This window comes from Pedobacter riviphilus (assembly GCF_014692875.1).
Classification (GTDB): Bacteria; Bacteroidota; Bacteroidia; order Sphingobacteriales; family Sphingobacteriaceae; genus Pedobacter; species Pedobacter riviphilus.
The window spans coordinates 3885831-3910480 of sequence record NZ_CP061171.1 but is presented as its reverse complement, the minus strand read 5'-3'; the positions used below and the strand labels follow the sequence as shown (position 1 = coordinate 3910480).

Below are 24650 nucleotides of genomic sequence, written 5' to 3'. Positions count from 1 at the left end.
ATACAATAAATTATGAAACTGAAGCATATTATTATTACCGTAGTTGCTATTGTAGCCCTTCTAGTGATATTAAAACTGGCCGGAGTTATTGGTGGTGATAAGACCGAAAAAGTAACTACAGAAAAAGCGTCAGATAAAACTGTTGTAGAAACAGTAACAGCAAGTGGTAAAATACAGCCAGAAACAGAAGTTAAATTAAGCTCTGAGGTATCGGGAGAGGTAGTAGAGTTAAAAGTAAAAGAGGGCGATATTGTTAAAGCCGGTCAATTACTTTGTAAAGTACGTCCTGATGTTTTACAATCGGGATATGAAAGAACGGTAGCTAGCTTTAATGCACAAAAAGCGAGTGTGGCTTCTGCCCAACAACAATTGGTACAAAACCAGGCAAACTTTGTAAACGCAGAGGCAACTTATAAACGTAATGTTGAACTGTTTAATAAAAAAGTAATCTCTGCATCCGAGTTCGATGCAGCTAAAGCGGCCTATTTAACAGCTAAAGCAAATTTAGCCAGTGCGAAAGAGAGTGTAGTAGGTGCTAAATTTACTTTAGAACAAACTGGGGCAAACGTTAAAGAAGCTGGTGCAAACCTGGCTAAAACTACTATTTATGCACCAGTTGATGGTGTGGTTTCGAAACTGTCAATCGAACTGGGAGATCGTATTTTAGGAACTTCGCAAATGGCAGGTACAGAAATTATGCGTATTTCTAACCTATCATCAATGGAGGTTAATGTTGATGTTAACGAAAATGATATAACCCGCGTTAAAGTTGGAGATAAAGCTTCTATCGAGGTTGATGCCTTTTCTGATAAAAAATTTCGAGGAGAGGTAACCGAAATCGCAAGTTCATCAACTGCGGTGGGTACTGCCGTATCTACCTCTGTAGATCAGGTAACCAATTTTTCTGTAAAAATTAGAATTACAGAAGAATTAGCGGGCAAACAACAGTCTATTTTCCGACCAGGAATGTCGGCTACTGTTGATATAGAAAGTGAATCGTTAACTGGTTTGGCTATTCCTATCCAAGCGGTATTTACTGATAATGCAAAAACTGCCGATGCTAGCCAGAACCAGGGTAACCAGGCAAATGCCGATAAGCAAAAAACTAAATTAACCGATAAAAAGGTGAAACAATACGTTTATGCCTACGATGCTAAAACCAAAAAGGTTAAAAAAACAGAGGTAACTACCGGCATCCAAAATGATCAGTTCATTATTGTGAAATCTGGTGTTAAAGCTGGCGAAGAAATTGTAACAGGTCCTTACTCTGCTATCCAAAACAAATTAAAAGATGGAATGGTTGTAGAAAAAACATCTAAAGACCAGTTGTTTAACAAAGACGCTAAAAAGTAGTTTATAATTAATCGCAAGAAATAGTAACTTGCGCTGTTTAAGGTGTATTCCTAAGGTTTAGGGTGTAAGGTTTAAGGTATTGGGCATTAGTCTTTACCTTAAGCCTTACACCTTTTGCCTTATACCTTTAAAATAAGGTCTTACACCTTTACCTTAAACCTTTTTTATAAACATGGTACCTAAAATAGCAATGATAGGGGGCGGGAGCTGGGCGACTGCCATTGTAAAAATGCTTGCAGACAATTTAGCTGAAAAGGAAATTTTTTGGTGGATGCGCAATGAAGCTGCTATCGAGCATATCAAGAAATTTAGGCATAATCCTAATTATATCAGTTCGGTTGAAATTAAACTGGATGAAGACGATCATATTTCATCTGATATCAATTCTATTATAAAATCTGCCGATTTTGTGATTTTAAACGTTCCGGCGGCATTTTTAAAAACTACGCTATCTTCTATTACTCCAGAAGATTTAAAAGGGAAAAAAATTGTTTCGGCGATAAAAGGTATTGTACCCGAAGATAATCTGATTATCGGTGAATTTATGCACGAAAAATACGACATTCCCTATCACGATATTTTGGTGGTTAGCGGGCCTTGCCATGCCGAAGAGGTGGCATTAGAAAAATTATCTTATCTCACCATTGCCTGTACCAATGTGGAGCAGGCATCAACATTTGCTTCATTTTTAAATACCCGTTACATTAAAACTAATGTTTCGGATGATATTTTCGGGACAGAATATGCAGCAGTCTTAAAAAATATTTATGCCGTTGCCAGTGGCATTTGCCATGGCATAGGTTATGGCGATAATTTCCAGGCGGTATTGATCAGTAATGCCATCCGCGAGATTAAACGTTTCGTTGATATTGTTCATCCTATTACTAGAGATATTATGGAGTCGGCATATCTTGGCGATTTGTTGGTTACCGCGTATTCGCAGTTCAGCCGCAACCGTACGTTTGGTAATATGGTAGGGAAAGGTTACACCGTAAAATCTGCCCAGTTGGAAATGAATATGATTGCCGAGGGATATTATGCTGTGAAATGTATGCATATTAAAAACCAGGCATACAATGTAGATATGCCAATTTGTAAAGCGGTGCATAGCATTATCTACGAAAACCGTTCGCCGCATATCGAAATGAAATTATTAGCCGAGAAGTTAAATTAAGGCCATACTCTTAAAGTATTGGCTATCCATTTCAAAAAAATAATTTAAATTTATTGTAAAGCAGGTTTCTTGCTTTTCGGTTGGGGTAGTCCTTCTTTTCGCTATTATCTTTTTGTGAGGGTTGGTGAGTATTTTTAGGTAGCGCACCAAAAAGTATAGCCGCTGCAATAAGGTTTATTTAAGGTGGGCAGTGGAAGGAAAGAAGCCGCATTTTGCCAAATATTATACGTTTCGCTCTACCTGCACTACCGAATGTCTTAGCCCCGGGCGCAGCGGCATCCCTGAAGCGCAGCGAAAGGATATAGTGGAGCACGAGAACTAGCTTAAATAGCTGCTCTGGCCCTGCACTTCAAAAAAATAATTTAAATTTATTGTAAGCAGGTTTCTTGCTTTTCAGTTGGGGTAGTCCTTCTTTTCGCTATTATCTTTTTGTGAAGGTTAGTGAGTATTTTTAGGTAGCGCACCAAAAAGTATAGCCGCTGCAATAAGGTTTATTTAACGTGGGGCAGTGGAAGAAAAGAAGCCGCATTTTGCCAAATATTATACGTTTCGCTCTACCTGCACTACCGAATGTCTTAGCCCCGGGCACAGCGGCATCCCTGAAGCGCAGCGAAAGGATATAGTGGAGCACGGGAACTGGCTTAAATGGCTGCTCTGGCCCTGCGCTTCAAAAAAATAATTTAAGTTTATTGTAAAGCAGGTCTCTTGCTTTTCGGTTGGGGTAGTCCTTCTTTTCGCTATTATCTTTTTGTGAAGGTTAGTGAGTATTTTTAGGTAGCGCACCAAAAAGTATAGCCGCTGCAATAAGGTTTATTTAACGTGGGGCAGTGGAAGAAAAGAAGCCGCATTTTGCCAGATATTATACGTTTCGCTCTACCTGCACTACCGAGTGTCTTAGCCCCGGGTGCAGCGGCATCCCTGAAGCGCAGCGAAAGGATATAGTGGAGCACGGGAACAGGCTTAAATAGCTGCTCTGGCCCTGCGCTGCAAAAAAAAATAATTTAAATTTATTGTAGTAGGTTTCTTGCTTTTTGGTTGGGGTAGCCCTTCTTTTCGCTATTATCTTTTTGTGAAGGTTAGTGAGTATTTTGATCCTGCAGCAAAAAGTTTAACCACCGAAAAAATAATTGTACTCCTGCAAAACAAAACTACCAGTTAACTCGTTGTAATTTAACATTTAAATAAAAATTAGCGGTTATGAAAAAGAAATTTGTAATGGGTTTATTAGCGCTGACCTTAGTTGGCGGCGTTGCTCTTAGTGTAAATGCACAAGAAAAGAAAAAAAGCGAAGTTGGTAAGGCACTAGACCATACCGGAAAGGCAATTAGTAAAGGTGCCAAATCGGTTGGTAATAAAACTGCTGAAGTAGCGGTAAAGGGTAGTTCGAAAATTGCAGATAAAACCTGGAAAGGTAAAATGGCACCAGATGGTTCTGATGTTTATATCAATGCAAAAAATGAAAAATATTATGTAAACTCGAAAGGTGCTAAAATTTGGCTAAAACCTAGTCAGATTAAAAACAGACCTGCATCTAAAAAATAAGTCTAAAAAATCCCGATGAACTTTACTCACCGGGATTTTTTATATAAATCAGTTATACCTGAAGTACCACATTTTAAATTTTTAAGGTATAGATGCTATTGAGATACTGACTGTTCGCATTCGGGAGCTCTTTAGGTGCATCGTTTTTATCGATCAGTAATTTTTCTACTGCCTGGTTATTTACCTTTAGATTAAGCTCATAAAGCTTATCGCCAAGTTTAAGATAAAAGGTATTATCAATACTTTTCGCTTGTTGGCCTATTTCAGAAGAAACAAGCTGATAATAATCCATTTTCAAATTATTTGTATAGGTAAAGGGCTGGCGAATGTCAAAATTGATTTGTTTAATTACATTGTTGGCATCTTTAGAATAAAGTTGTATCTGGGTTTTGTCTAAAAAACCTGTAGTTTTAGGATTAAGAAGATCCGCATCTGTACTGTTTTTAATCACCAGCCCCAAGCTTGTGTCATAATTTATAGGGGAGCAGGCACATAGTCCACCGCCGTTAGTTATTTTTTTGCAACCTAAATTGGTGATGAAAATTAGTACGAGAACAAATAGAATTTTTTTCATTTGGTTTAAATTATTGAATAGTTATACTTTTAAGGAAGGTATATTCTGTTTAATTGCAATTAACCGCAATCGTTTGGTTAATCCGGTTTAGTACTTCCATATCTGGTTCTATTCTTTAAACGATGATGCGGCGGTATTTGCTACAGCTAAAAGCGAATATTTTAATGTTTATAAAAACAAAAACCCCAGAAGCACTGCTTTTGGGGTTTCTTATTTTTTATATTTTTTAAACTATAGTTCCGTATAAATCGAAATCTTCAGCCCTGTCTATCTTCACATTAACAAAACTTCCATTGGCGGCATAACCTGTTGCAGCGTCGATTAAAACTTCGTTATCAACTTCAGGCGAATCAAACTCGGTTCTGCCTACAAAGAAATCGCCTTCTTTTTTATCAACCAGTACTTTGAAGGTTTTGCCTACTTTTTCCTGGTTAATATCAAATGATATGCCTTGTTGTATTTCCATAATATCATCCACACGTTGTTGCTTAACTTCTTCGGGGATATCATCAACTAAAGTATGTGCGTGCGTTTTTTCTTCGTGCGAATAGGTAAAGCAGCCTAAACGATCGAATTTGGTTTCGGCAACCCATTCCTTCATTTCTTCAAAATCGCGTTCTGTTTCGCCTGGATATCCGCATATTAGGGTGGTGCGCATGGCAATGTTGGGTACCTTATCCCTAATCTGGTTAACTAAATCGATGGTTTTTTGTTTGGTTGTGCCACGGCGCATCGATTTTAGCATGTTATCGGTAATGTGCTGTAATGGCATATCCAGATATTTGCAGATGTTGTCGCGTTCGTTCATAGCGTCCAAAATTTCCATCGGGAAACCAGAAGGGTAGGCATACTGCAGACGGATCCATTCAATTCCCGGAACATCTGACAGGCGACGCATCAACTCATCGAGTTTACGCACACCATAAAGGTCTAAACCATAATAGGTAAGGTCCTGTGCAATTAAAATCAACTCCTTAGTGCCGTTTTTGGCCAATATTTTAGCTTCGTTAACCAATTCTTCCATTGGTTTGCTCAAGTGTTTGCCACGCATTAAAGGGATGGCACAGAAAGAGCAGGGACGGTTACAGCCTTCAGCAATTTTGAAATAGGCAAAATGAGAAGGAGTGGTTAGCAAGCGCTCGCCGATAAGCTCGTGCTTGTAATTGGCACCCAGCTCATGTAATATATTCTGCAGATCGTTGGTGCCAAAAAAGGCATCTACATTGGTAATTTCTGATTCCAGTTCTGGTTTATAGCGTTCAGAAAGGCAGCCTGTAACCACCACTTTACCAATTTTACCAGCTTCTTTCAGCTCGCTGAACTGTAGAATGGTATCAATTGATTCTTGTTTAGCATTATCAATAAAACCGCAGGTATTGATTACCACGATATCATCTTTGCCCATCTTGTCTGATTCGTGCACAACATTCAAATTGTTGCCACGCAACTGCCCCATCAACACTTCCGAATCGTAAATGTTTTTTGAACAACCTAATGTAATTACATTAATTTTTGGTTGTTTAACTGCGCTTTTACTTCTTACTATTTTGGTATTCATATTGTGTATGATTCCACCGATTACTAATGATTTCGGTGATTAATCTTATGATTGGATTAATAGATTAAGGCTTTTATGCCTATTATACTGTTAAATAGATAAGCGTTTTACCTCACAGCTTGTGTTTCCAAAGTTAATCAATAATCCGGTTTTAATTTTGCTTGCTTTTAAGTATGATATAAGTTGACTTTGAAATAACTTAGGTTGATATCCTGTCACTGATTTTAATTCTACAATTACTTTATCTTCAACAAAAAGATCACACCTAAATTTTCCTACAATAATGCTCTCAAATACAACACTGAACTCTTTTTCTGCTGTGTAATTTAAGCCTGCTTGTTGAAGTTTGATTTTTAGCGCATTCACGTATATTTTTTCCAGAAATCCTGGACCTAACTGATTATGAACTTCATAACAACAGCCTATAATGGTTTGTGTTAAGGTGTCTTTTTCATATTCGATCATATATATAAGTCTATATAAAATCTGTGAAATCCACTAATCGGTGTAATCACCCACGAAGTGAACCTGAAGCTAAATCTCCAGTATATTCACACAAGAAGTGTTACTTAAACAAACTATTCACAAACTCTTTCTTGTCAAAAAGCTGTAAATCGCCTATTTTTTCGCCCACGCCAATGTATTTAACGGGAATCCTGAACTGATCTGAAATTCCGATTACTACACCACCTTTCGCTGTTCCATCTAATTTTGTAATGGCCAATGCATTAACATCAGTAGCCTCGGTAAACTGTTTGCACTGCTCAAAAGCGTTTTGTCCGGTTGAGGCATCTAATACCAGTAAAATTTCGTGTGGTGCACCTGGTACTACCTTTTGCATCACCTGCTTAATTTTACCCAACTCGTTCATCAAGCCGATTTTGTTGTGTAAACGTCCGGCAGTATCGATAATTACTACATCTTCATTATTGGCCACGGCAGACTGTAAGGTATCAAAAGCAACTGAAGCAGGATCAGAGCCCATGGCCTGTGCTACAACCCGCACGCCAACACGTTCGCCCCAAAGTTTAATCTGATCAACAGCTGCGGCTCTAAAGGTATCGGCAGCGCCTAATACTACTTTAAGTCCTGATTCTTTAAGTTTATGTGCCAGCTTTCCGATGGTAGTTGTTTTACCAACACCATTTACGCCAACCACCATGATAACATATGGTTTATGATCGCCATATTCGAACTGACGGAAATCGTTACTATTGTTTTCAGATAACAGCAACTGGATTTCATCCCGCAGGATAAAATTTAACTCTGAGGTATTGAGGTATTTGTCTTTAGCAACACGTTCTTCAATACGTTTGATGATTTTTAATGTAGTGCTTACGCCTACATCAGAAGTAACCAAAACTTCTTCCAGATTATCGAGAACTTCATCATCAACAGAAGATTTTCCTGCTACGGCTTTGGTAATTTTATTAAAGAAACCGTCTTTGGTTTTCTCTAAACCTTTATCCAGCGCTTCCTGAGCTTCAGGTGCAGTTTCTTTCTTTTTGAAAAAATCGAATAAACCCATATCTAAAATTTGCTATAACAAAAAAAGCCCTTCCGGTTAAAACGGAACGGCCTTTAATATTTTTATATTAAAAAATATTAACCTTATTTAGATGCGATAGCATCTTTTACGTGGTCGTTGTGTACGATAAGTTCTTTGAATGAGTAAGCACCGGTTTTTGGTGATTTTACCATTGTAATTACTTTCGAATATTCTTTACCTGTACCTGTTTTAAGGGTTGCAACTACTTTCTTTGCCATGTTCTTATAATTTTAATTATTAGATTTGAGATATCAGACATTAGATTTGAGACTTGCAAATGCTTTAGTCTTTAAGCTTTGGTCTTTTATTCTAAACCTATTTAATTTCTTTATGTACGGTTACTTTTCTCAATACTGGATTGAATTTTTTCAATTCTAATCTTTCAGTAGTGTTTTTACGGTTCTTGGTAGAAATATATCTAGACATACCTGGCATGCCACTTTCTTTATGTTCAGTACATTCTAAAATAACCTGAACTCTGTTACCTTTTTTTGCCATTTTAATATAAATTGAAAACTGTTAATCTCAACAGTTAATGTTTTTTACAAAAATCCTTTTTTTACGAAACGGTTAATTGCTTCGCTAATGCCCACTTTATTGATGGTTTTAATCGCTGAAGTAGAAACTTTCAACGTAATCCAACGGTTTTCTTCAGGAATATAAAATTTCTGAAGTTGTAGGTTTGGGTAAAATTTGCGTTTGGTTTTAACGTTTGAGTGAGAAACGTTGTTACCTACCATTGCTTTTTTTCCTGTTAAATCACAAACTCTTGACATGACTTGTAAATATAGTTGTTAATATCGTCCGCTTAATTTTTTTAAGAGTGTGCAAATATCTGAATAATAATTGTAAAAGACAATAGCCTAGCTAATTATTTTTATAATTAACCTGGCTTAGATCGTTAATTTTGATTTTAAGCATTTAATAGCGGTTCTGGATTAAAGTGGTCGTTGATTTTTTAAGGAAAGCCGCGCCTTTGCTTCTTCGGTTACAGCAGCCTCGGCCTTTGCTTAATCAGGTTTTCAATTGGCAGGAAGCACGGGCTTTATAACATGGTGCTTATCATACAAGGTTTCGAGAATAATTATCGAATTTAGGTTAATTAATATCCGTAGGCGATAAAAGGTTTGTTATGCCGACTATAAATTCTTAATATATTGGATATGTTAAGAAATAATTATTCCCTGGCAAACGTTTGATATTCATTTTGATACGATTAGACTGTTTTTCCTTATTATTATTTATTTAAATTAGCCGTCACTAATCCAAAATATAAAAACAAGCAATGCAAATTACATCTTTTAAGCAATACGAAGAAGATTATAAGAAAAGCGTAGAAAACCCAGAGCAGTTTTGGGGCGAAGTAGCGCAAAACTTTCAATGGCGCAAGCCTTGGTTCAAGGTATTATCCTGGAACTTTAACGAACCCAATATCAAATGGTTTGAAGGTGCAAAACTTAATATCACCGAAAATTGTTTAGATCGTCACCTAGCTACCAATGGAAATAAACCAGCCATTGTTTGGGAACCGAATAACCCAGAAGAAGAAAGTGTTACCTATACTTATAAAATGTTGCACGAACGCGTTTGTCGTTTTGCCAATGTTTTAAAACGTAATGGAGCTAAAAAAGGCGATCGTATTTGTATTTATATGCCGATGGTGCCAGAACTGGCTATTGCTGTTTTAGCCTGTGCAAGAATTGGCGCCGTTCACTCGGTTATTTTTGGTGGATTTTCTGCTAAATCTATCGCCGATAGGATTAACGACTCGCAATGTAAAGTAGTGATTACTGCAGATGGCTCATACCGTGGAAACAAACAAATTCCTTTAAAAGATGTAATTGATGATGCCTTGATTGGTTGCCCAACTGTGGAGAAATGTATCGTGCTAACCCATATCCGTACGCCTGTTTCGATGTTGAAAGGTAGAGATGTATGGTGGGAAGATGAAGTTAAACACGTTAATGATATCTGCGAAGCGGAAGAAATGGATGCAGAAGATATGCTGTTCATTCTCTACACATCTGGCTCTACAGGAAAACCCAAAGGTGTGGTGCATACCTGTGGTGGTTATATGGTTTATGCGGGTTATACCTTTTCAAATGTGTTTAATTACCAGCCGGGTGAGGTTTATTTCTGTACAGCAGATATTGGCTGGATTACAGGCCACTCTTATATTGTTTATGGGCCGCTTTCGCAAGGAGCAACATCTGTATTGTTCGAAGGAATTCCAACTTACCCAAGCCCATCTCGTTTTTGGGATATTGTAGAAAAACATAAAGTAAATACCTTATACACCGCACCTACAGCCATCCGTTCTTTAATGAGTTATGGCGACGACCCACTTAATGGAAAAGATTTGAGTTCGATCCGCGTTTTGGGGTCAGTGGGCGAGCCAATTAACGAAGAGGCATGGCATTGGTTTGATGAAAAAATCGGTCAAGGCAAAGCACCTATTGTTGATACCTGGTGGCAAACAGAAACCGGGGGATTATGATTTCGCCTATTGCTACGGTAACCCCAACTAAACCAAGTTTTGCTACATTACCTTTACCAGGAATTCAGCCAATTTTAGTTGATGAAAATGGGAATGAAATTGAAGGAAATGGAGTAATGGGTAATCTTTGCATTAAATTTCCTTGGCCAGGCATGTTGCGTACTACTTATGGCGACCATGAGCGTTGCAAACAGACTTATTTCTCTACCTACGATAATTTATATTTCACCGGCGATGGCTGTTTACGTGATGAAGATGGATATTATAGAATTACCGGACGTGTAGATGATGTATTAAATGTTTCAGGACATCGAATTGGAACTGCAGAAGTAGAAAATGCCATTAATATGCATGCGGGTGTGGTAGAAAGTGCTGTTGTGGGTTATCCACATGATGTAAAAGGGCAGGGGATTTATGCTTTTGTTATTTATCCAGACATGCATGGCGAAGCAGATTTATCTAAAAAAGATATATTGCAGACCGTTACCCGTGTAATTGGAGCCATTGCAAAGCCAGATAAAATATTATTTGTTTCTGGTTTGCCGAAAACACGTTCGGGCAAAATTATGCGCAGAATTCTGCGCAAGATTGCCGAAGGTGATACCAGTAATTTAGGTGATACTTCTACACTGCTTGATCCGGGAGTTGTAGAAGAAATTATAGCGGCTGCCGAAAAGCTTTAACCATAATTTTAAGAAAAAGAAATGGCCCCGATTTTTCGGGGCCATTTCTTTTTTATGCTTATTTTAAGTATCTCGGATTTTGAATCGGTTCTAACATGAAAAACGTTTTTAGATACCTTGTCATTGTCATATTTCTTTTCAAAAAAACGCGTCTTTATGAAGGAAACTTTGATAACTTCAAAAAAGTATACTTAATGGGATAGTAGTGATTGTTTTACTTAAAATACGCCTTTCGATTTTTGAAAGGCATATTTTAATATTTAGTAAATCAGTACCCAGTATTTTGAACCAATGCTTTATTAGCAGTTAATTCGCGATCAGGGATAGGAAAAACCAATTTTGGATCATTGTACGCGAAAGTGCCAAGAGAACGTTTTGTACGTTTGTAATCATGCAGTCTGAAACCTTCAAAATCTAGTTCTTTTTCACGTTCATTCAAAATTATGGCTAGCGTTGGCACCACTGTTCCCAAACCTGCTCTCGCTCTTAAAGTATTGATATCATTAGCTGGTGTAGCCCCGATAGCGGTACCTAATCTGAAATTACACTCAGCCCTAATTAAATATTGCTCAGTAATACGTGCTACGGGTATATTTCCAAAATAGTCATACCATTTTTTTGTAAATAAGCCTGTTTTTGCTCCAGTACCGGTATAAATTAAATCAGTTTGCCTTTTATCACCGGCTTCAAAAGAATCATAAAAAGTTGTGTTAACATTTGCATCTCCGCGACCAACATTACCTCCGGTTGAGTTTTCGTAACTAGCATAAAAAGTTGCCAATCCATCATTTGAAGATCCGGCGTTACTTTGCTCGTTCTGTTGAATTTCAAAAATGCCCTCACTTGAGTTTTTGGTTCTGAATGGAGCTTCCAAAGAATTGGTTATTAAAGTGTATGGACTATTTGTAATAATGTCGTTTGCAAGGTCTCTGGCCAAAGCATACTTCCCTTCCTGGAGATACACACGGGCTAAAAAGGCCATTGAGGCATATTTTTCATTAACAGCACTGAGTTTGGTAATTGATGATTTAAGATCATTTTCTACAGCGGTATAAACTTCTGCAATTGTATTTCTTGGAACACTCGTTACAATATCACTGGTTGATTGTACGGCTTTTGTGATGATTGGAACACCTAAACCAGTGTTAGTTCCGGTTGCATCAAAGGGCTGGGCATAAAGCCTCACCAGTTCAAAATGCATAATCCCCCGGATGAATAAAGCTTTGCCTTCAATGATGTCTTTAGTAGCGGCGTTGCTTACAACTCCGGTTGCAGAGAGTACAGTATTGGCTACGTTTATCGCTTTGTAAGCAGAAACCCAAGTTCGTAATACATCTCCATTCGTAGAAATGATTGCCTTATTAGAAATATCCCTATAAGTGCTGAATGAACCTGTCCAGTTTAAATAGTTATTACTCGCATAGATATCCGGAAGAAAAACAAGATTTGTTCCATATAAATCTCCTGTGGCTAATACAGTATAAGCGCCTATAAGAGCATTTTGAACATCAGCGGTGGTAGATAAAGCTACATCTGAAGAAATCGATTGTTTTGGCTCGATTTCTAGCTGTTTTTTACACGAGGATGCACTTAAAATAATAAGAGCTGCAGCCAATATATTTTTATAATAATTTTTCATAATTCTAATGTTTATATCCATTAAAGCCCAATATTTACTCCAAAAGTTATCGTTCTGGCCTGTGGCGGCGTATAGAAATCGTGTCCAATCTGGATATTGTTTGTTTGAAGAGAAGTTCCCGCAGGTGTATTTACTTCAGGATCATATCCTTTATAGCCTGTAATGGTAAACAGGTTTTGTGCTGAAGCATAGATTCTTACATTCTGTAGTTTATACTTTGTGATAAACTCTTTAGGTAAATTGTACCCAAAAACAACACTTTTTACCCTTAAATAAGAACCATCTTGAATATATCTTGATGAAGGTCTTGTTCCGTTTGCAGAATCAAATCTTGGTTGAGGGATCGTTGTAATTCTATTTGTAGGCGTCCAGTAATTTAACTGATCGATTGTTTGATTGTCGAAATAATCACCATTTGCAGATTGAAAACCACCGGCCATATTATAAATATCATTTCCTTTAACAAATTGAGTTTGAATATCTAAATCAAAATTTTTGAATGAGAAATGATTTCCAAATCCACCATAGTATTTTGAGTTTGGATCACCCAGTTTTTGGTTTTGCGCGGCGTTATAATTATTTGTAGTTGTTGTACGGCTTGCATCAACATAGTAAAGTGCATCGCCATTGTTTGCATCTACCCCTGCATAAGCTTTACCGTAAAAATATCCGAACGGTTCGCCTTCTGCAATCCTTCCTAAGAATCTACCGCCAGTAAAAATTGGCTGGCCATCTACTAAACGAAGAATTTTATTTCTATTAAAGGCAATATTGAATGATGTACTCCATTTAAATGCTCCAATAAAGTTTCTGGTGTTTAATGAGAATTCCAAACCTTTATTTTGCATATCTCCAATATTTTGAGTAATGGAAGTAAACCCATTAGTTGCTGCAATTGGAACATTAAGCAATAAATCTGTAGTTTTTTTCTTGTAGGCTTCAATTGTACCTGTAATTCTATCTGATAAGAATCCAAAATCTAAACCTATATTAAAGTTGGATGTATTCTCCCATGTTAAATTAGGATCTCCTAACTGATTTGGAAGTGTACCTGCCGTACCTGCATAATTAACCCCGCCATACAATGTTCTGGATGCAAAATTTCCAATTTCTGCGTTTCCAGTTAATCCGTAACTTGCTCTAACTTTTAATAAACTTAACCAAGAGCTTTCTTTTAAAAAATCTTCATTAGTAGCAATCCAGCCTAAAGAGGCCGCTGGGAAAGTTCCGTATCTGTTATTAGCACCAAATCTAGATGAACCATCCGTTCTAACAGATGCGCTTACCAAATATTTGTCATCATATTTATAATTTACCCTAGCTAAATATGATACAAATGAGTATTCAGTTTCGAATGAACTTCCCGCTGAAATTGTTGCTGCGCTTGCAATTTTAACAAATCTATCGGACGGGAAGCCTGTTCCTGTAACTGTTCCATATCTAAATTTAGTATCTTGGAAAGTAAAACCGCCTAATACATTTAAACTGTGTTTCTGATTAAATACTTTGGTGTAATTTAAGGTGTTGTTAGTATTAAAATTAATTGACTTTGCATTGTAATCATTTCCGTATCCGCTTGTACTACCACCATCTTGTGTTTTCGAACCCAGATATTGTTCTTCTTCCAGATTATTAAAGTCAAAACCATATTCGCTTCTAAAAACTAGTTCGGGTGTAATTTTTAAACTTGCATAGGCATTAGCAAAAGTTCTGTAGGTAGTAGATAAGTTGCTCCCATTGGAGATATCAATTAATGAGTTATAATAAACCGTCTTATTGTTCAGCTCACCAGATGCATCATATATGGGTTGAATTGGAGGCAGTGCATTTAACTGGAGAGGATTTGAAAATGCATTATCCGTAGGGATACGATAATTGTCAACCTTAGAGATATTTATTGCTCCACCAATATCTAAAATTTTAGAAACAGTATGATCTAAGCTCATTCTACCACCTGTACGCACATAACGGTTACTTACTATAATTCCGTCATTGTTGCTATAATTACCAGATATTAAAAAGCGAGTTTTAGCATCGCCACCATTTATATTTAAGTTATATTGTTGTACATGACCTCTTCTAAAAGATGCGTTTACCCAATTTGCATCAGCTGTACCATCCCAGTCATTTGTTCCGGTATAATCTTTCCATAACTCAGAAGAATTATTATATCCGTTGTAATCAACGTTTTTGAAAGATTCCTCCATTAACTGTTTGTATTGTGCAGCATTTAAGAACTCTCCTTTTTTTGTTGGATCACTAAAGCCAGCGTAGTAGCCAAAATCTATATTGGTTCTGCCTTGCTTACCTTTTTTAGTGGTGATTAATACAACTCCATTTGAACCTCTGGCGCCATAAATTGCTGCAGAGGCCGCATCTTTTAAAACCTCCATTGATTCAATATCATCTGGACTAATTGCAGCTAATGGATTATCTGCCTCCGTGTAAGTTCCCAATGCATCGCTCACAATAGGGACTCCGTCTATTACAAATAATGGCTGGTTACTTGCCGAAATAGAAGAAATACCCCTAACCCGAATTTGAAGTGCCTGCCCCAGTTTACCACTACCCGAGTTGATAAATACACCAGGTGCTTTACCTTGTAAAGCACTTTCGATGGTTGTTAAAGGTCTGTCCTTTAAATCGGCTGCTGTAACCTTCGCAATTGATCCTGTTACATCACGTTTGTTCTGCGTACCGTAACCCACCACAACTACATCAGATAAGGTATTATTTTCCTCATCGAGGCTTACATTAATGGTTTGCCCTGTAATAGGCACTTCTTTGGTTTTGTAACCGATAAAGCTAAAAACAAGTGTTTTAGCGTCATCCGAAACAGTCAATTTAAAAGCTCCCGAGGCATCGCTCTGTGTGCCATTAGCTGGTGAGCCTTTTACAAATACGCTAACGCCAGGAATTGGTCCTGAGGTTGACGTCACTTTTCCGGTAATTACTTTGCCTTGTGCGAAAGCAAACGAAATTACACTAAGTGATAAAATCATACTTAAGAGTAGTTTTTTCATCAAATTGGTAGTTTAATTAGTAATGTTTAATTATGAATAGAAATGATACGGTTAATATAATTAAAATATACATAAAACCTTCGGGAATAAAGTAGAATAAGCTAAGTTTTTTAGGTAAAGGGCTAAAAAAACGAAACAAAAAGGAGATAAGAATGTTAATTAATGGATAAAATACATTATAGCCCACGAAAAACACGAGCATGGATAAGTTAGAATTAAAAGGAAAGTGGAATGAAATAAAAGGAAAGCTTAAACAAGCTTATGCTGATTTAACTGATGATGATTTAAAACATGTAGAAGGTCAAGACGATGAATTGTTGGGGAAACTGCAACAAAAAACAGGAAAAGGAAGAAATGAGCTTGTTAAATGGATAAACTCATTATAATATCAATTCAATAGCAAAACAGGCGGTCAAAATTTTGGTCGTCTGTTTGTTTTAAAATCATTTTATGGCCGATATTGCCCAGCGGTTTCGTCAAAATCCGATATTATCTCCAAAAGATCTCGTACCCAGTAGGGAAGGACTGGAGATTGTTTGTCTGCTAAACCCCGGCGTTTTTAAGTTTGAAGGGAAAATTTGGCTATTGATCCGTGTAGCCGAAAGACCAAAGCAAAAGGAAGGCATCATTTCGTTTCCGGTATTAAACGAAGCTGGGATAGAAATTATAGCCATCGAAGAAAACGATCCGGGTCTCAATGCCAGCGACCCGAGAGTGATCACTTACAAAGGAACTGATTACCTAACCACACTATCTCATTTAAGATTGGTTTGTAGCGCTGATGGTATTCATTTTGATGAACCCGAAGGCTTTCCTTTGCTACAGGGAGAGGGCAAAGATGAAATGTTTGGAATTGAAGACTGCCGAGTAGCTTTAATAGGAGATAAGTATTATTTAACCTATACCGCTGTTTCAGAGCATGGCGTTGGTGTGGGGATGCGGACTACAGAAGATTGGAAAAACTTTCAGCGTTATGGTATGATTATCCCTCCCCACAATAAAGACTGCGCCATATTTGAAGAATGTGTTAATGGTAAATTTTACGCTTTGCACCGCCCCAGCAGTGTAGCTTTGGGTGGTAATTATATCTGGCTGGCCGAATCTCCGGATGGGATTCATTGGGGCAAACACAGGTGTATTATTAAAACCAGACCTAACCTCTGGGATAGTGCCCGTGTGGGCGCCGGTGCAGCACCTATAAAAACCGCAGAAGGATGGCTCGAAATATATCACGGAGCAAATGAAAAACATCAGTATTGTTTAGGTGCATTTCTAATGGATTTAAATGATCCATCGAAAGTGCTGGCTAGAACCGAAAATCCGATTATGGTACCAAAAGAGGATTACGAACTGCATGGTTTCTTTGGTGAAGTAGTATTTACAAATGGCCACATCGTTAACGGAGATGAATTAACGATTTATTATGGTGCAGCCGATGAGTTTGTTTGCGGGGCTAAATTTTCGATAAATGAGATCTTGAGCACATTGAAATATGCTTAGCTGTTGACCGTTAAGATGCGGGATCATCTAACTGCAATATATTGATCAAATATCGACCAACTTTAATGATTGTACATTGTTATATTACGATGGCAGACGTACACAACAAAGAAACCCGCTCATATAACATGAGCCGCATCAAGGGCAAAAATACCAAACCCGAAATGCTCGTGCGCCGGTTTCTGCATGCCAATGGTTTCAGATATCGCCTCCATGTTAAAGATTTACCAGGCAAGCCCGATATTGCGTTGCCAAAATACAAAACTGTTATATTTATACAGGGCTGCTTCTGGCATGGTCATGATCAATGCAGATATTATGTAATCCCAAAAACTAAAACTGAATGGTGGCTAAACAAAATTAATGGTAATAAAACTAAAGATAGCTCTAATATCGAATCATTAAAAAATGCAGGTTGGCAGGTTATAGAGATATGGGAATGTGAATTGAAGCCTAAACAAAAATCTACAACACTTACTAATCTTCTGGCCTACCTGACTCAACCTGTTATTGTCAACATTATCTAAAATGGCACTCAGGACATAAATTCTACTAATTTAGTTAGTAATACGCTATATTTGCAGCTAGGTGTTGAAAATTTTAGCCCGGCCAAACCAAAAAAAATATCTAGTTTGTGTTAATTGAAGGAGATAGTATGGAAGATAAAGTAGTTTATAAATCAAAAAGTAAAAAATCGACTAAAGTAATCCTTCCGCAGGATAATGATTTGGCTTTGTTAACACACTATCATTCAACAAATGAACCCATATATGGCAACGCGCTGGATGTTGTTGAGCAATTTACGCATTTGGTGGAAGAACCAAATCTGGATAATCTTTATCGGGCAATTCAGCAAAAGCTGTTCGGAAATACCAGTGTTCCCTTTCCCGGCCCAAAAGAAGGAAAAGAGTTATTCACATTTATAGATTTGTTTGCAGGTATAGGTGGATTTAGGATGGCCCTTCAAAATCTGGGCGGTCGTTGTGTATTTACTTCCGAGTGGGACAAATACTCTAAGCAAACCTATTTTGCAAACTATGGCGAGTATCCTTTTGGCGATATCACAAAAGATTCTACCAAACAATATATTCCTCAGGAATTTGATGTTATTTGTGGCGGCTTCCCTTGCCAGCCTTTTTCAATTGCAGGAGTCTCGAAAAAAATTAGTTTAGGCCGGTTGCATGGCTTTGCAGACGAAAAACAAGGCAATCTGTTTTTTCATATTGCAGACATTATTGAAAAGCACCGCCCAAAAGCATTCTTCCTAGAAAATGTAAAGAACCTAGTGTCACACGATAAGAAGCAAACATTCAAGGTTATCAAAGAAACACTGGAAGAACTCGGTTATTCCTTTGATCATAAAGTAATCGATGGGAAACATTTTGTTCCCCAACACCGTGAAAGAACTTTAATGGTTGGATTCGATAAACGTGTTTATGGCGATAATGTTAAATTCGATTTTAGTCAGGTAGAATTGCCGGAGGAAAAACAACAGCTCAAAACCATTCTCCAGGAAAATGTTGAATCAAAGTTTACCTTAAGTGACAAACTCTGGAATTATTTGCAGGAATATGCTAAAAAGCATAAAGAGAAGGGTAATGGATTTGGATTTGGTTTAGCTAATCCAGATGGCATTAGCCGTACGATAAGCGCAAGGTATTATAAAGATGGGGCAGAAATATTGATTGCTCAGGAAGGAAAAAATCCACGTAGATTAACGCCACACGAGGCAGGAGCTTTACAAGGTTATCCCATCTATCCGATTAATACATATGACGAAACGAAAAGTCTCGTAATTCCGGTGTCTGACAATCAGGCTTACAGGCAGTTCGGGAATTCCGTAGTAATGCCACTTATTCAGGCTGTAGGAAACCAAATATTACAGAGGTTAAAATCAGAATAATAACAAGAATGCTCTCAAAATACTTCAAGGCAATAGGTGCGAAAAGACTGTCTATCGTAGAGGTGTCATCAATAATCTCTCACCAACACGAACTTAACGGAATCGGCGATTTTAAGCGTATCTTCGGGCCTGATAAAACTACATTCGCCACCACCTTTATCTCCCTGTTTGATGATGAAGAAAAAGTAAAAAGTGTAAGTGGCCAAATGACCTGGTATGATGCACGGGAAAGTCACCCAACACGATCAGAATATCGCTTATATTATTCCGAAGATGAAATTTTTGCTACTGCGAACGCAGGCGATTTGCTTATTGTTGCGAAAATCGATGATCATAACCTGGCTACTATTGTGGCTCCTCAAGGCTCAACCTCTGAAAAACAACTTCTCTGGTTGTTCGGCTTGGCTGATTTAGACACACGTCTCGTTGTTAAGGATTTATCAGCGAGCAACACGGATATCGGCTTTGCAGGGAGATACATTTTATCAACCCTGGGTTTCGAGCTTGAAGAAACTTTACCTGACTACCTTGAGCTCATTCTCGAAAAATTCGGTAGGTCGTTTCCTTCTACTAAGATATTTTCTGAATTTTCGAGATCAACAGTAAAGGATGTTTCACCAATTGAAGAGCCTGATCAAACGTTATTAAAATGGATGATACGCGAAGAACTGCTTTTTAAAACACTCGAAAAAGCTTTGGTAAAAGAAAAACTAAAGAAAGGTTTTGGGGAAGATGTAGACGATTTTATAAGTTTTTCATTGAGTATACAAAACCGGAGAAAGGCAAGGGCGGGGTTTTCTTTCGAGCATAATCTGGCATTGATTTTCGAACTTAATAATTTGGCTTATACCCATGGCGGAATCACGGAAAGAAATAATAAGCCTGATTTTGTTTTTCCAGGCACTAAACAATATCATGATAATGAATTTGATTTTAACCTGCTTTCTATGCTTGGCGTCAAAACAACAGCTAAAGACAGGTGGCGACAGGTATTATCAGAAGCAGCAAGAATTCCTCAAAAGCATTTAATTACGCTGGAACCTGCAATTAGCTGGAATCAAACAGAAGATATGAGGGCAAATAATTTACAATTAGTTATACCTTCTCCTCTATTGGTTACTTATACTGAAGCACAAAAAGTTAATTTAATTTCATTGAAGGATTTTATAAATCTGGTTGCAAATAAACAGCTGGATGTGTTATAAATCGGCTTTGTTTTATATATTTAATTTAAATGGAATCTAATCAAGACATGACAGATGAGTTATCAAGTGCGATTGCTGCGGTAAAAGCCCATCAATATAGTTTTTGCAAATTTGTAAGTCCTAATGATGCCGGTGCTACCGGTGCCCATCAGGCAGGGTTATATATTCCAAAAAATTCTATCAAATTAATGTTTGATGAGCCCGGCAAAAAAGGCGAAAATAAAGAAAAGTTTGCTTCTATTCAATGGTATGACGGTGCAACTTCCGAATGCCGCTTCATCTATTATGGTCAAGGTACAAGAAACGAATATAGGATTACAAGGATGGGCAGGTCTTTTAAAGAGGGACAGCTCATAATATTAACCAAGATTTCTGAAGACTCCTACCTTGGATTTTTGTTGTCTGACGAATCCGAAAAAAATCGATTTTTAGCAGAGTTAGAACTTTCTGAAGAAGATACAAATAGCCTGATAATGAATAATATAATCTCTACAGGCGATTACAGTTTCAGACCCCGTGCAAGGATTATAAAGGTAATTGGTCAGGAGCTGATTTCGAATGACGTTATTGCGCTTGTAGAGCTCATAAAAAATTCTTACGATGCCGATGCCCGAAATATTGATATTGAACTAAATGACATTTTTTCTGAATCAGGAGAGATAATTGTAAGGGATGATGGATTGGGAATGACCCATGAAAAAATTGTGGATGTATGGCTCGAACCGGCAACCCCCGATAAAAAAGATTCCATCAACAAAAAATTCAGCATCTGTTCCAAAAGGAGGCTTTTGGGTGAAAAAGGCATCGGCCGTTTTGCTGCACACCGCCTTGGCAATAATATTGAGCTTTCCAGTAGAGCAAAGCTTGACTGCGATCTGCAGCCTCTGGATTATGAAACTAAAGTAAAAATAGACTGGAACGTATTCACGGAAGATAAATATTTGGAGGAAATTCCTATTACAGTATCAAAAGTAGCTCCAAAAGAGTTCCTTAGATCCTCAGGGACAATAATTAAGATCTCGAACATTCATCCTTGGAAAAACTCTAAGGCGGTCATGGATGCTGTACTTAAGATCAAAGGGTTAGAAAGCCCTGTGGCCGCAAAAAATACTTCCCATCATGAGGCCGGAAATTACAATGACCCAGGTATTTCTATAAATATTACTTCGAATGATATAAAATTAAACAACGAAATTTCCGACCTTAAATCTTTTAATGAACTACTGGAAACAGCATTTTATAAGTTCAAAGGCATCATAGACACCAACGGAAATATTACATACGACTATGATTTCAGGCGGGCGGGCTATAAGGACATTCAAAGAACCGTAACAGCTAAGGAAGAAAACCTTAATGAATATGATCTTGAATGGTCTGAAGAACACCCTTTGAATGACAGAAACACTCCGGGAAACTTTGAGGTAAGTTTTTATGCTTGGGATCTTGATTCTGCCTCTTTAAAAGTTGCCGGACTAGCAGACTATTACAAAAATATAATTAAGCCGAATACCGGTGTCCGGATCTATCGAGACAATTTCCGGGTATGGCCATACGGCGAACCGGATAACGACTGGCTTGAACTGGATCTGACTAGGCTAAACGCTCCCAAACAGAGAACAGTATCTAGAAATCAGATTTTCGGGATTGTGCATATCTCTTCAATATGGAATGAGATGCTTGCTGATCAGTCTAACAGGGAAGGCTTGATAAGAAATGAAAACTATGAGCAGTTTTATCATCTTGTAAGTTCATCATTGGCCATATTTGCCAAGGAAAGAAAAACGGATAAAATAAAAATTGACAGCGTTTCCACAAATAACAATTCAATGGACGTTGTTACACAGAACATCGATAAGTTAAGATCCGAAATAGAACACAACAATCACAACGGGTTATATAAACAGACCGTCGATGTCATTGAGAAGAAATATCATGAAAAAATCAATGATGTTCTTGAAAGATACATGATGGCTGCAGCAATAGGAATTTCTTATAGCCTTCCGATTCATGAAATGAAAATCAGACTTTCGTCAATAAAACACGTTATAGAGGACATTGAACGTAATGCTGTAATCGAAGATAAATACCTGAGAGAGCTCGCAAGGCAGCTCCGCGATACTGAAGATATTGTGAAAGCTGTATCCTCAATTATGTCACGTCAAAAAAGGCAAAAGGTAAACCTCACTACCGTTGTAAGCAACGTAAAAATCTTAAAAGAAGGTGATCTGGAAAAATATAATATCAACCTGATTTACCACGGGGAAAAAGAAATAAATGTTGAAGCACTCCCTGGGCTTCTTAATACTGCAGTGCTGAATATCGTGGATAATGCCGTGTATTGGCTGAGAGCCAAAAAAATTGCAATGCGCAACAACAATGTAGATTTTCAGCCTCAAATAATAATTACATCAGGAATCAACAATGAAAACCGGCCTTTTTTGATTATCAAAGATAATGGTGATGGATTTAAAGACCCTTTTGAACTGCTTACTGAGCCATATTATAGCAGAAAAACAGATGGCCTCGGCCTTGGGTTATATCTTGTCAAGGAAATTCTAACAAGAATCGATGCAAGCCTACACGGTTATAACGATAGTGGTGCTGTATTAGAAATCATATTTTAAAACAATAAATTTATGTCTCTCTTTCCAGGTAATATTTTAGTAATTGACGATCAGTTCAACCTTTGTTATAAAGATGAGCCGCAGGATGTGGCGCAGAAAGTTCAGCGTTCCAACTTCCTAAGGCTTAAATCATTGTTTGACAACCACGGATATTTTTTCTCAGCCATAACTGATACATCTGATCTTGGATCATTGCTTCAAAAGATGAAGCACTACCAAAACGTGCGACTACTAGTTTTGGATCTTGATCTTGATGAATCAGGTGAAGTAGAGGAAGGGGATATTGCGATGGTTAAAGCGATTATACTAAATGCCATTAAATGTTTTGGGTATTTTTTTCTTGCAATCAACTCATCATATGCTGAAAAATGGGATGATATTAAAAAAGAGTGGATAGCCGAGCTTGAAGAGGATAGGGTAAAAAATCATAAAGAACTGAATTTTCTCAACAATTATGCAGTTTCATTTAACAAGGAAATTGAAACCATTCAAGAGGATCTGCTTAAAATATTATCAGATAAATTTTCGCATGAATTGATCACTCAGTTTGAATGTAGCCTGAATAAAGCAAGAGATATTGCTCTAAGCCCGTTTATGGATGTCAGAACTAAAACATGGGATAAATTTTACAATATTTTGAAAGAGGATCTTGATTCGAAAGAGCATATCAACCTGACTTTAAACAGTCTTTTACTAGGGCTATTAAGGCAGCACGTTATTTCTTCAAATTATACACCTCCTCCACCGCCCGTTGAAGGAGAAGAGGTCAATCATGACCTCAATAAAAGCATTATCAAGGGCTTCAACTTTTTGTATAATACATCAGGCATATTGGAAAGCCATCCGATTTGGACCGGAAATATTTATGAAATTCCAAATGAAGAAAAAATTAAATATTTACTTGTAATTACTCCGGAGTGTGATATCGCCCAGGTAAAAGGTGAGGGATTTACGGTATTGGAATGTATTGAGTTTAATGAGAAAACATATCCGTCAAATTACGTCCCTAAAGATTATAAAGACAAAGAGGCACCGTACCTCATCAATAAAGCAGGCTTAAACGGCAGCAAAGAATGGAAATCAATGAGGGATATAAAGGATTTTTATGCCAAAAATCCGGGATTCTATATGTTATATTATGCAGGCTTGGCGGATGAGCATGTTGTTGTAAATTTAAGATCTGTCAAAACACTGCAGCAGATCCAGTTTGCTAAAATGAAATTGATTCTAAGAGTAAATGAGCCTATAATAACTGATATCATGGATAGGTTTTCAGGGATTTATAACAGGAAAGGTTTACCAAGACTAACAGACAAAAAATTCAATTTCCTTGAACGCCTTGGCTTTGGCTCTGCCGAATCTGTCGCAGAAGCTGTGAAGAAAAAATAAAAGTATGATCAGAACAAATTACCGGTCCTGATTCTGTTTCGGTAAGGTGAAGCTTTTCAAGTGAGAAACTATGTTTACGAGATCATAGGACATTTTTCGCCATGTTAGTATCATTTACTTTTCTTAATGGCCTTAATCCTGCTATTACTACAATCGCTCGGATTTAATAACTCTCTGATATCCATACTCAGGGATTCTGCAATTTTATTAAGGCCTTCCAATGTTGGTTGTTGTTGTTGTTGTTTGTTTTTGCGCCATCTCGAGTCTTATCTTCTGTATTATTAAGGTGCATTTTTAATTCTATAATATGAAGACCTGCCCCGAAAAATCTTTTTGAGCCTAGAGTATAGAGATTAGCGCCTAGTGTATAGTTACCGATTTAAATAATTAAACCTGTTGTTAGTGAACTAATTACCCGAACAAAAAAAGCGATCCCC

Annotated in this window: 19 protein-coding genes and 1 pseudogene; 11 read left to right on the top strand and 9 right to left on the bottom strand. The window is 37.4% G+C overall.

Features of this window, described 5'->3' with window-relative positions:
- Positions 1–12: 12 nt before the first annotated feature.
- The 3 genes from H9N25_RS15940 (at position 13) to H9N25_RS15930 (ending at position 4069) form a co-directional block, all read left to right on the top strand.
- Positions 13–1353: an efflux RND transporter periplasmic adaptor subunit gene (locus tag H9N25_RS15940; RefSeq protein ID WP_167296932.1), complete on the top strand. Its 1341-nt coding sequence runs from the start codon at positions 13–15 to the stop codon at positions 1351–1353.
- Positions 1354–1525: 172 nt separating this feature from the next.
- Positions 1526–2527, top strand: a complete 1002-nt coding sequence (locus tag H9N25_RS15935; RefSeq protein ID WP_223833406.1) for an NAD(P)H-dependent glycerol-3-phosphate dehydrogenase — start codon at positions 1526–1528, stop codon at positions 2525–2527.
- Positions 2528–3724: 1197 nt separating this feature from the next.
- Positions 3725–4069 (top strand): hypothetical protein, encoded by a 345-nt coding sequence (locus tag H9N25_RS15930; RefSeq protein WP_167296931.1) that lies wholly within the window; start codon positions 3725–3727, stop codon positions 4067–4069.
- A gap of 73 nt (positions 4070–4142) precedes the next feature.
- On the opposite strand, the gene H9N25_RS15925 is transcribed toward H9N25_RS15930, so the two are convergent.
- The 7 genes from H9N25_RS15925 to rpmB all read right to left on the bottom strand — a co-directional run bounded on the left by H9N25_RS15925 (position 4143) and on the right by rpmB (position 8526).
- Complete coding sequence (locus H9N25_RS15925) at positions 4143–4643, bottom strand: hypothetical protein (protein WP_190326525.1); 501 nt, start codon at positions 4641–4643, stop codon at positions 4143–4145.
- Positions 4644–4869: 226 nt separating this feature from the next.
- Positions 4870–6201: a 30S ribosomal protein S12 methylthiotransferase RimO gene (gene rimO / locus H9N25_RS15920; protein WP_167296929.1), complete on the bottom strand. Its 1332-nt coding sequence runs from the start codon at positions 6199–6201 to the stop codon at positions 4870–4872.
- A 90-nt stretch (positions 6202–6291) separates the two neighbouring features.
- Positions 6292–6666: a GxxExxY protein gene (locus H9N25_RS15915; protein ID WP_190326524.1), complete on the bottom strand. Its 375-nt coding sequence runs from the start codon at positions 6664–6666 to the stop codon at positions 6292–6294.
- Positions 6667–6766: 100 nt separating this feature from the next.
- Positions 6767–7729, bottom strand: coding sequence for a signal recognition particle-docking protein FtsY (gene ftsY / locus H9N25_RS15910; RefSeq protein ID WP_029276206.1), 963 nt, complete (start codon positions 7727–7729; stop codon positions 6767–6769).
- An 83-nt stretch (positions 7730–7812) separates the two neighbouring features.
- Positions 7813–7968 carry a DUF4295 domain-containing protein gene (locus tag H9N25_RS15905; protein ID WP_010599808.1) on the bottom strand — a complete coding sequence of 52 codons (156 nt, stop codon included), beginning with the start codon at positions 7966–7968 and terminating at the stop codon, positions 7813–7815.
- 97 nt (positions 7969–8065) lie between these two features.
- Positions 8066–8248 carry a 50S ribosomal protein L33 gene (gene rpmG, locus H9N25_RS15900; protein ID WP_010599807.1) on the bottom strand — a complete coding sequence of 61 codons (183 nt, stop codon included), beginning with the start codon at positions 8246–8248 and terminating at the stop codon, positions 8066–8068.
- A 44-nt stretch (positions 8249–8292) separates the two neighbouring features.
- Positions 8293–8526 (bottom strand): 50S ribosomal protein L28, encoded by a 234-nt coding sequence (rpmB, locus tag H9N25_RS15895; RefSeq protein WP_025145121.1) that lies wholly within the window; start codon positions 8524–8526, stop codon positions 8293–8295.
- A gap of 509 nt (positions 8527–9035) precedes the next feature.
- On the opposite strand from rpmB, the pseudogene acs reads away from it, so the two are divergent.
- Positions 9036–10930, top strand: a pseudogene (gene acs / locus H9N25_RS15890) (acetate--CoA ligase).
- Between the two features lie 268 nt (positions 10931–11198).
- Here the strand turns inward: acs and H9N25_RS15885 are convergent.
- Together H9N25_RS15885 and H9N25_RS15880 are read right to left on the bottom strand one after the other, a co-directional pair.
- Positions 11199–12569: a RagB/SusD family nutrient uptake outer membrane protein gene (locus H9N25_RS15885; RefSeq protein ID WP_190326523.1), complete on the bottom strand. Its 1371-nt coding sequence runs from the start codon at positions 12567–12569 to the stop codon at positions 11199–11201.
- A 20-nt stretch (positions 12570–12589) separates the two neighbouring features.
- Positions 12590–15592, bottom strand: a complete 3003-nt coding sequence (locus H9N25_RS15880) for a SusC/RagA family TonB-linked outer membrane protein (protein ID WP_190326522.1) — start codon at positions 15590–15592, stop codon at positions 12590–12592.
- A gap of 200 nt (positions 15593–15792) precedes the next feature.
- Here H9N25_RS15880 and H9N25_RS15875 point away from each other — a divergent pair, with 200 nt between their 5' ends.
- The 7 genes from H9N25_RS15875 to H9N25_RS15845 all read left to right on the top strand — a co-directional run bounded on the left by H9N25_RS15875 (position 15793) and on the right by H9N25_RS15845 (position 24213).
- The gene (locus H9N25_RS15875; protein WP_190326521.1) at positions 15793–15978 is read left to right on the top strand and encodes a CsbD family protein; all 186 of its coding nucleotides are present in this window, start codon (positions 15793–15795) and stop codon (positions 15976–15978) included.
- 64 nt (positions 15979–16042) lie between these two features.
- Complete coding sequence (locus H9N25_RS15870; protein WP_190326520.1) at positions 16043–17092, top strand: glycoside hydrolase family 130 protein; 1050 nt, start codon at positions 16043–16045, stop codon at positions 17090–17092.
- A 65-nt stretch (positions 17093–17157) separates the two neighbouring features.
- On the top strand, positions 17158–17619 hold the full coding sequence (locus tag H9N25_RS15865; RefSeq protein ID WP_223833405.1) for a very short patch repair endonuclease: 462 nt from the start codon (positions 17158–17160) through the stop codon (positions 17617–17619).
- 128 nt (positions 17620–17747) lie between these two features.
- Positions 17748–18995 (top strand): DNA (cytosine-5-)-methyltransferase, encoded by a 1248-nt coding sequence (gene dcm / locus H9N25_RS15860; protein ID WP_190326518.1) that lies wholly within the window; start codon positions 17748–17750, stop codon positions 18993–18995.
- Positions 18996–19003: 8 nt separating this feature from the next.
- Positions 19004–20200, top strand: a complete 1197-nt coding sequence (locus H9N25_RS15855) for a type II restriction endonuclease (protein ID WP_190326517.1) — start codon at positions 19004–19006, stop codon at positions 20198–20200.
- A 29-nt stretch (positions 20201–20229) separates the two neighbouring features.
- The gene (locus H9N25_RS15850) at positions 20230–22824 is read left to right on the top strand and encodes an EcoRII N-terminal effector-binding domain-containing protein (RefSeq protein WP_190326516.1); all 2595 of its coding nucleotides are present in this window, start codon (positions 20230–20232) and stop codon (positions 22822–22824) included.
- Between the two features lie 12 nt (positions 22825–22836).
- A complete protein-coding gene (locus tag H9N25_RS15845; RefSeq protein ID WP_190326515.1) occupies positions 22837–24213 on the top strand; it encodes a hypothetical protein in 1377 nt (458 codons plus the stop codon).
- Positions 24214–24650 lie beyond the last annotated feature (437 nt).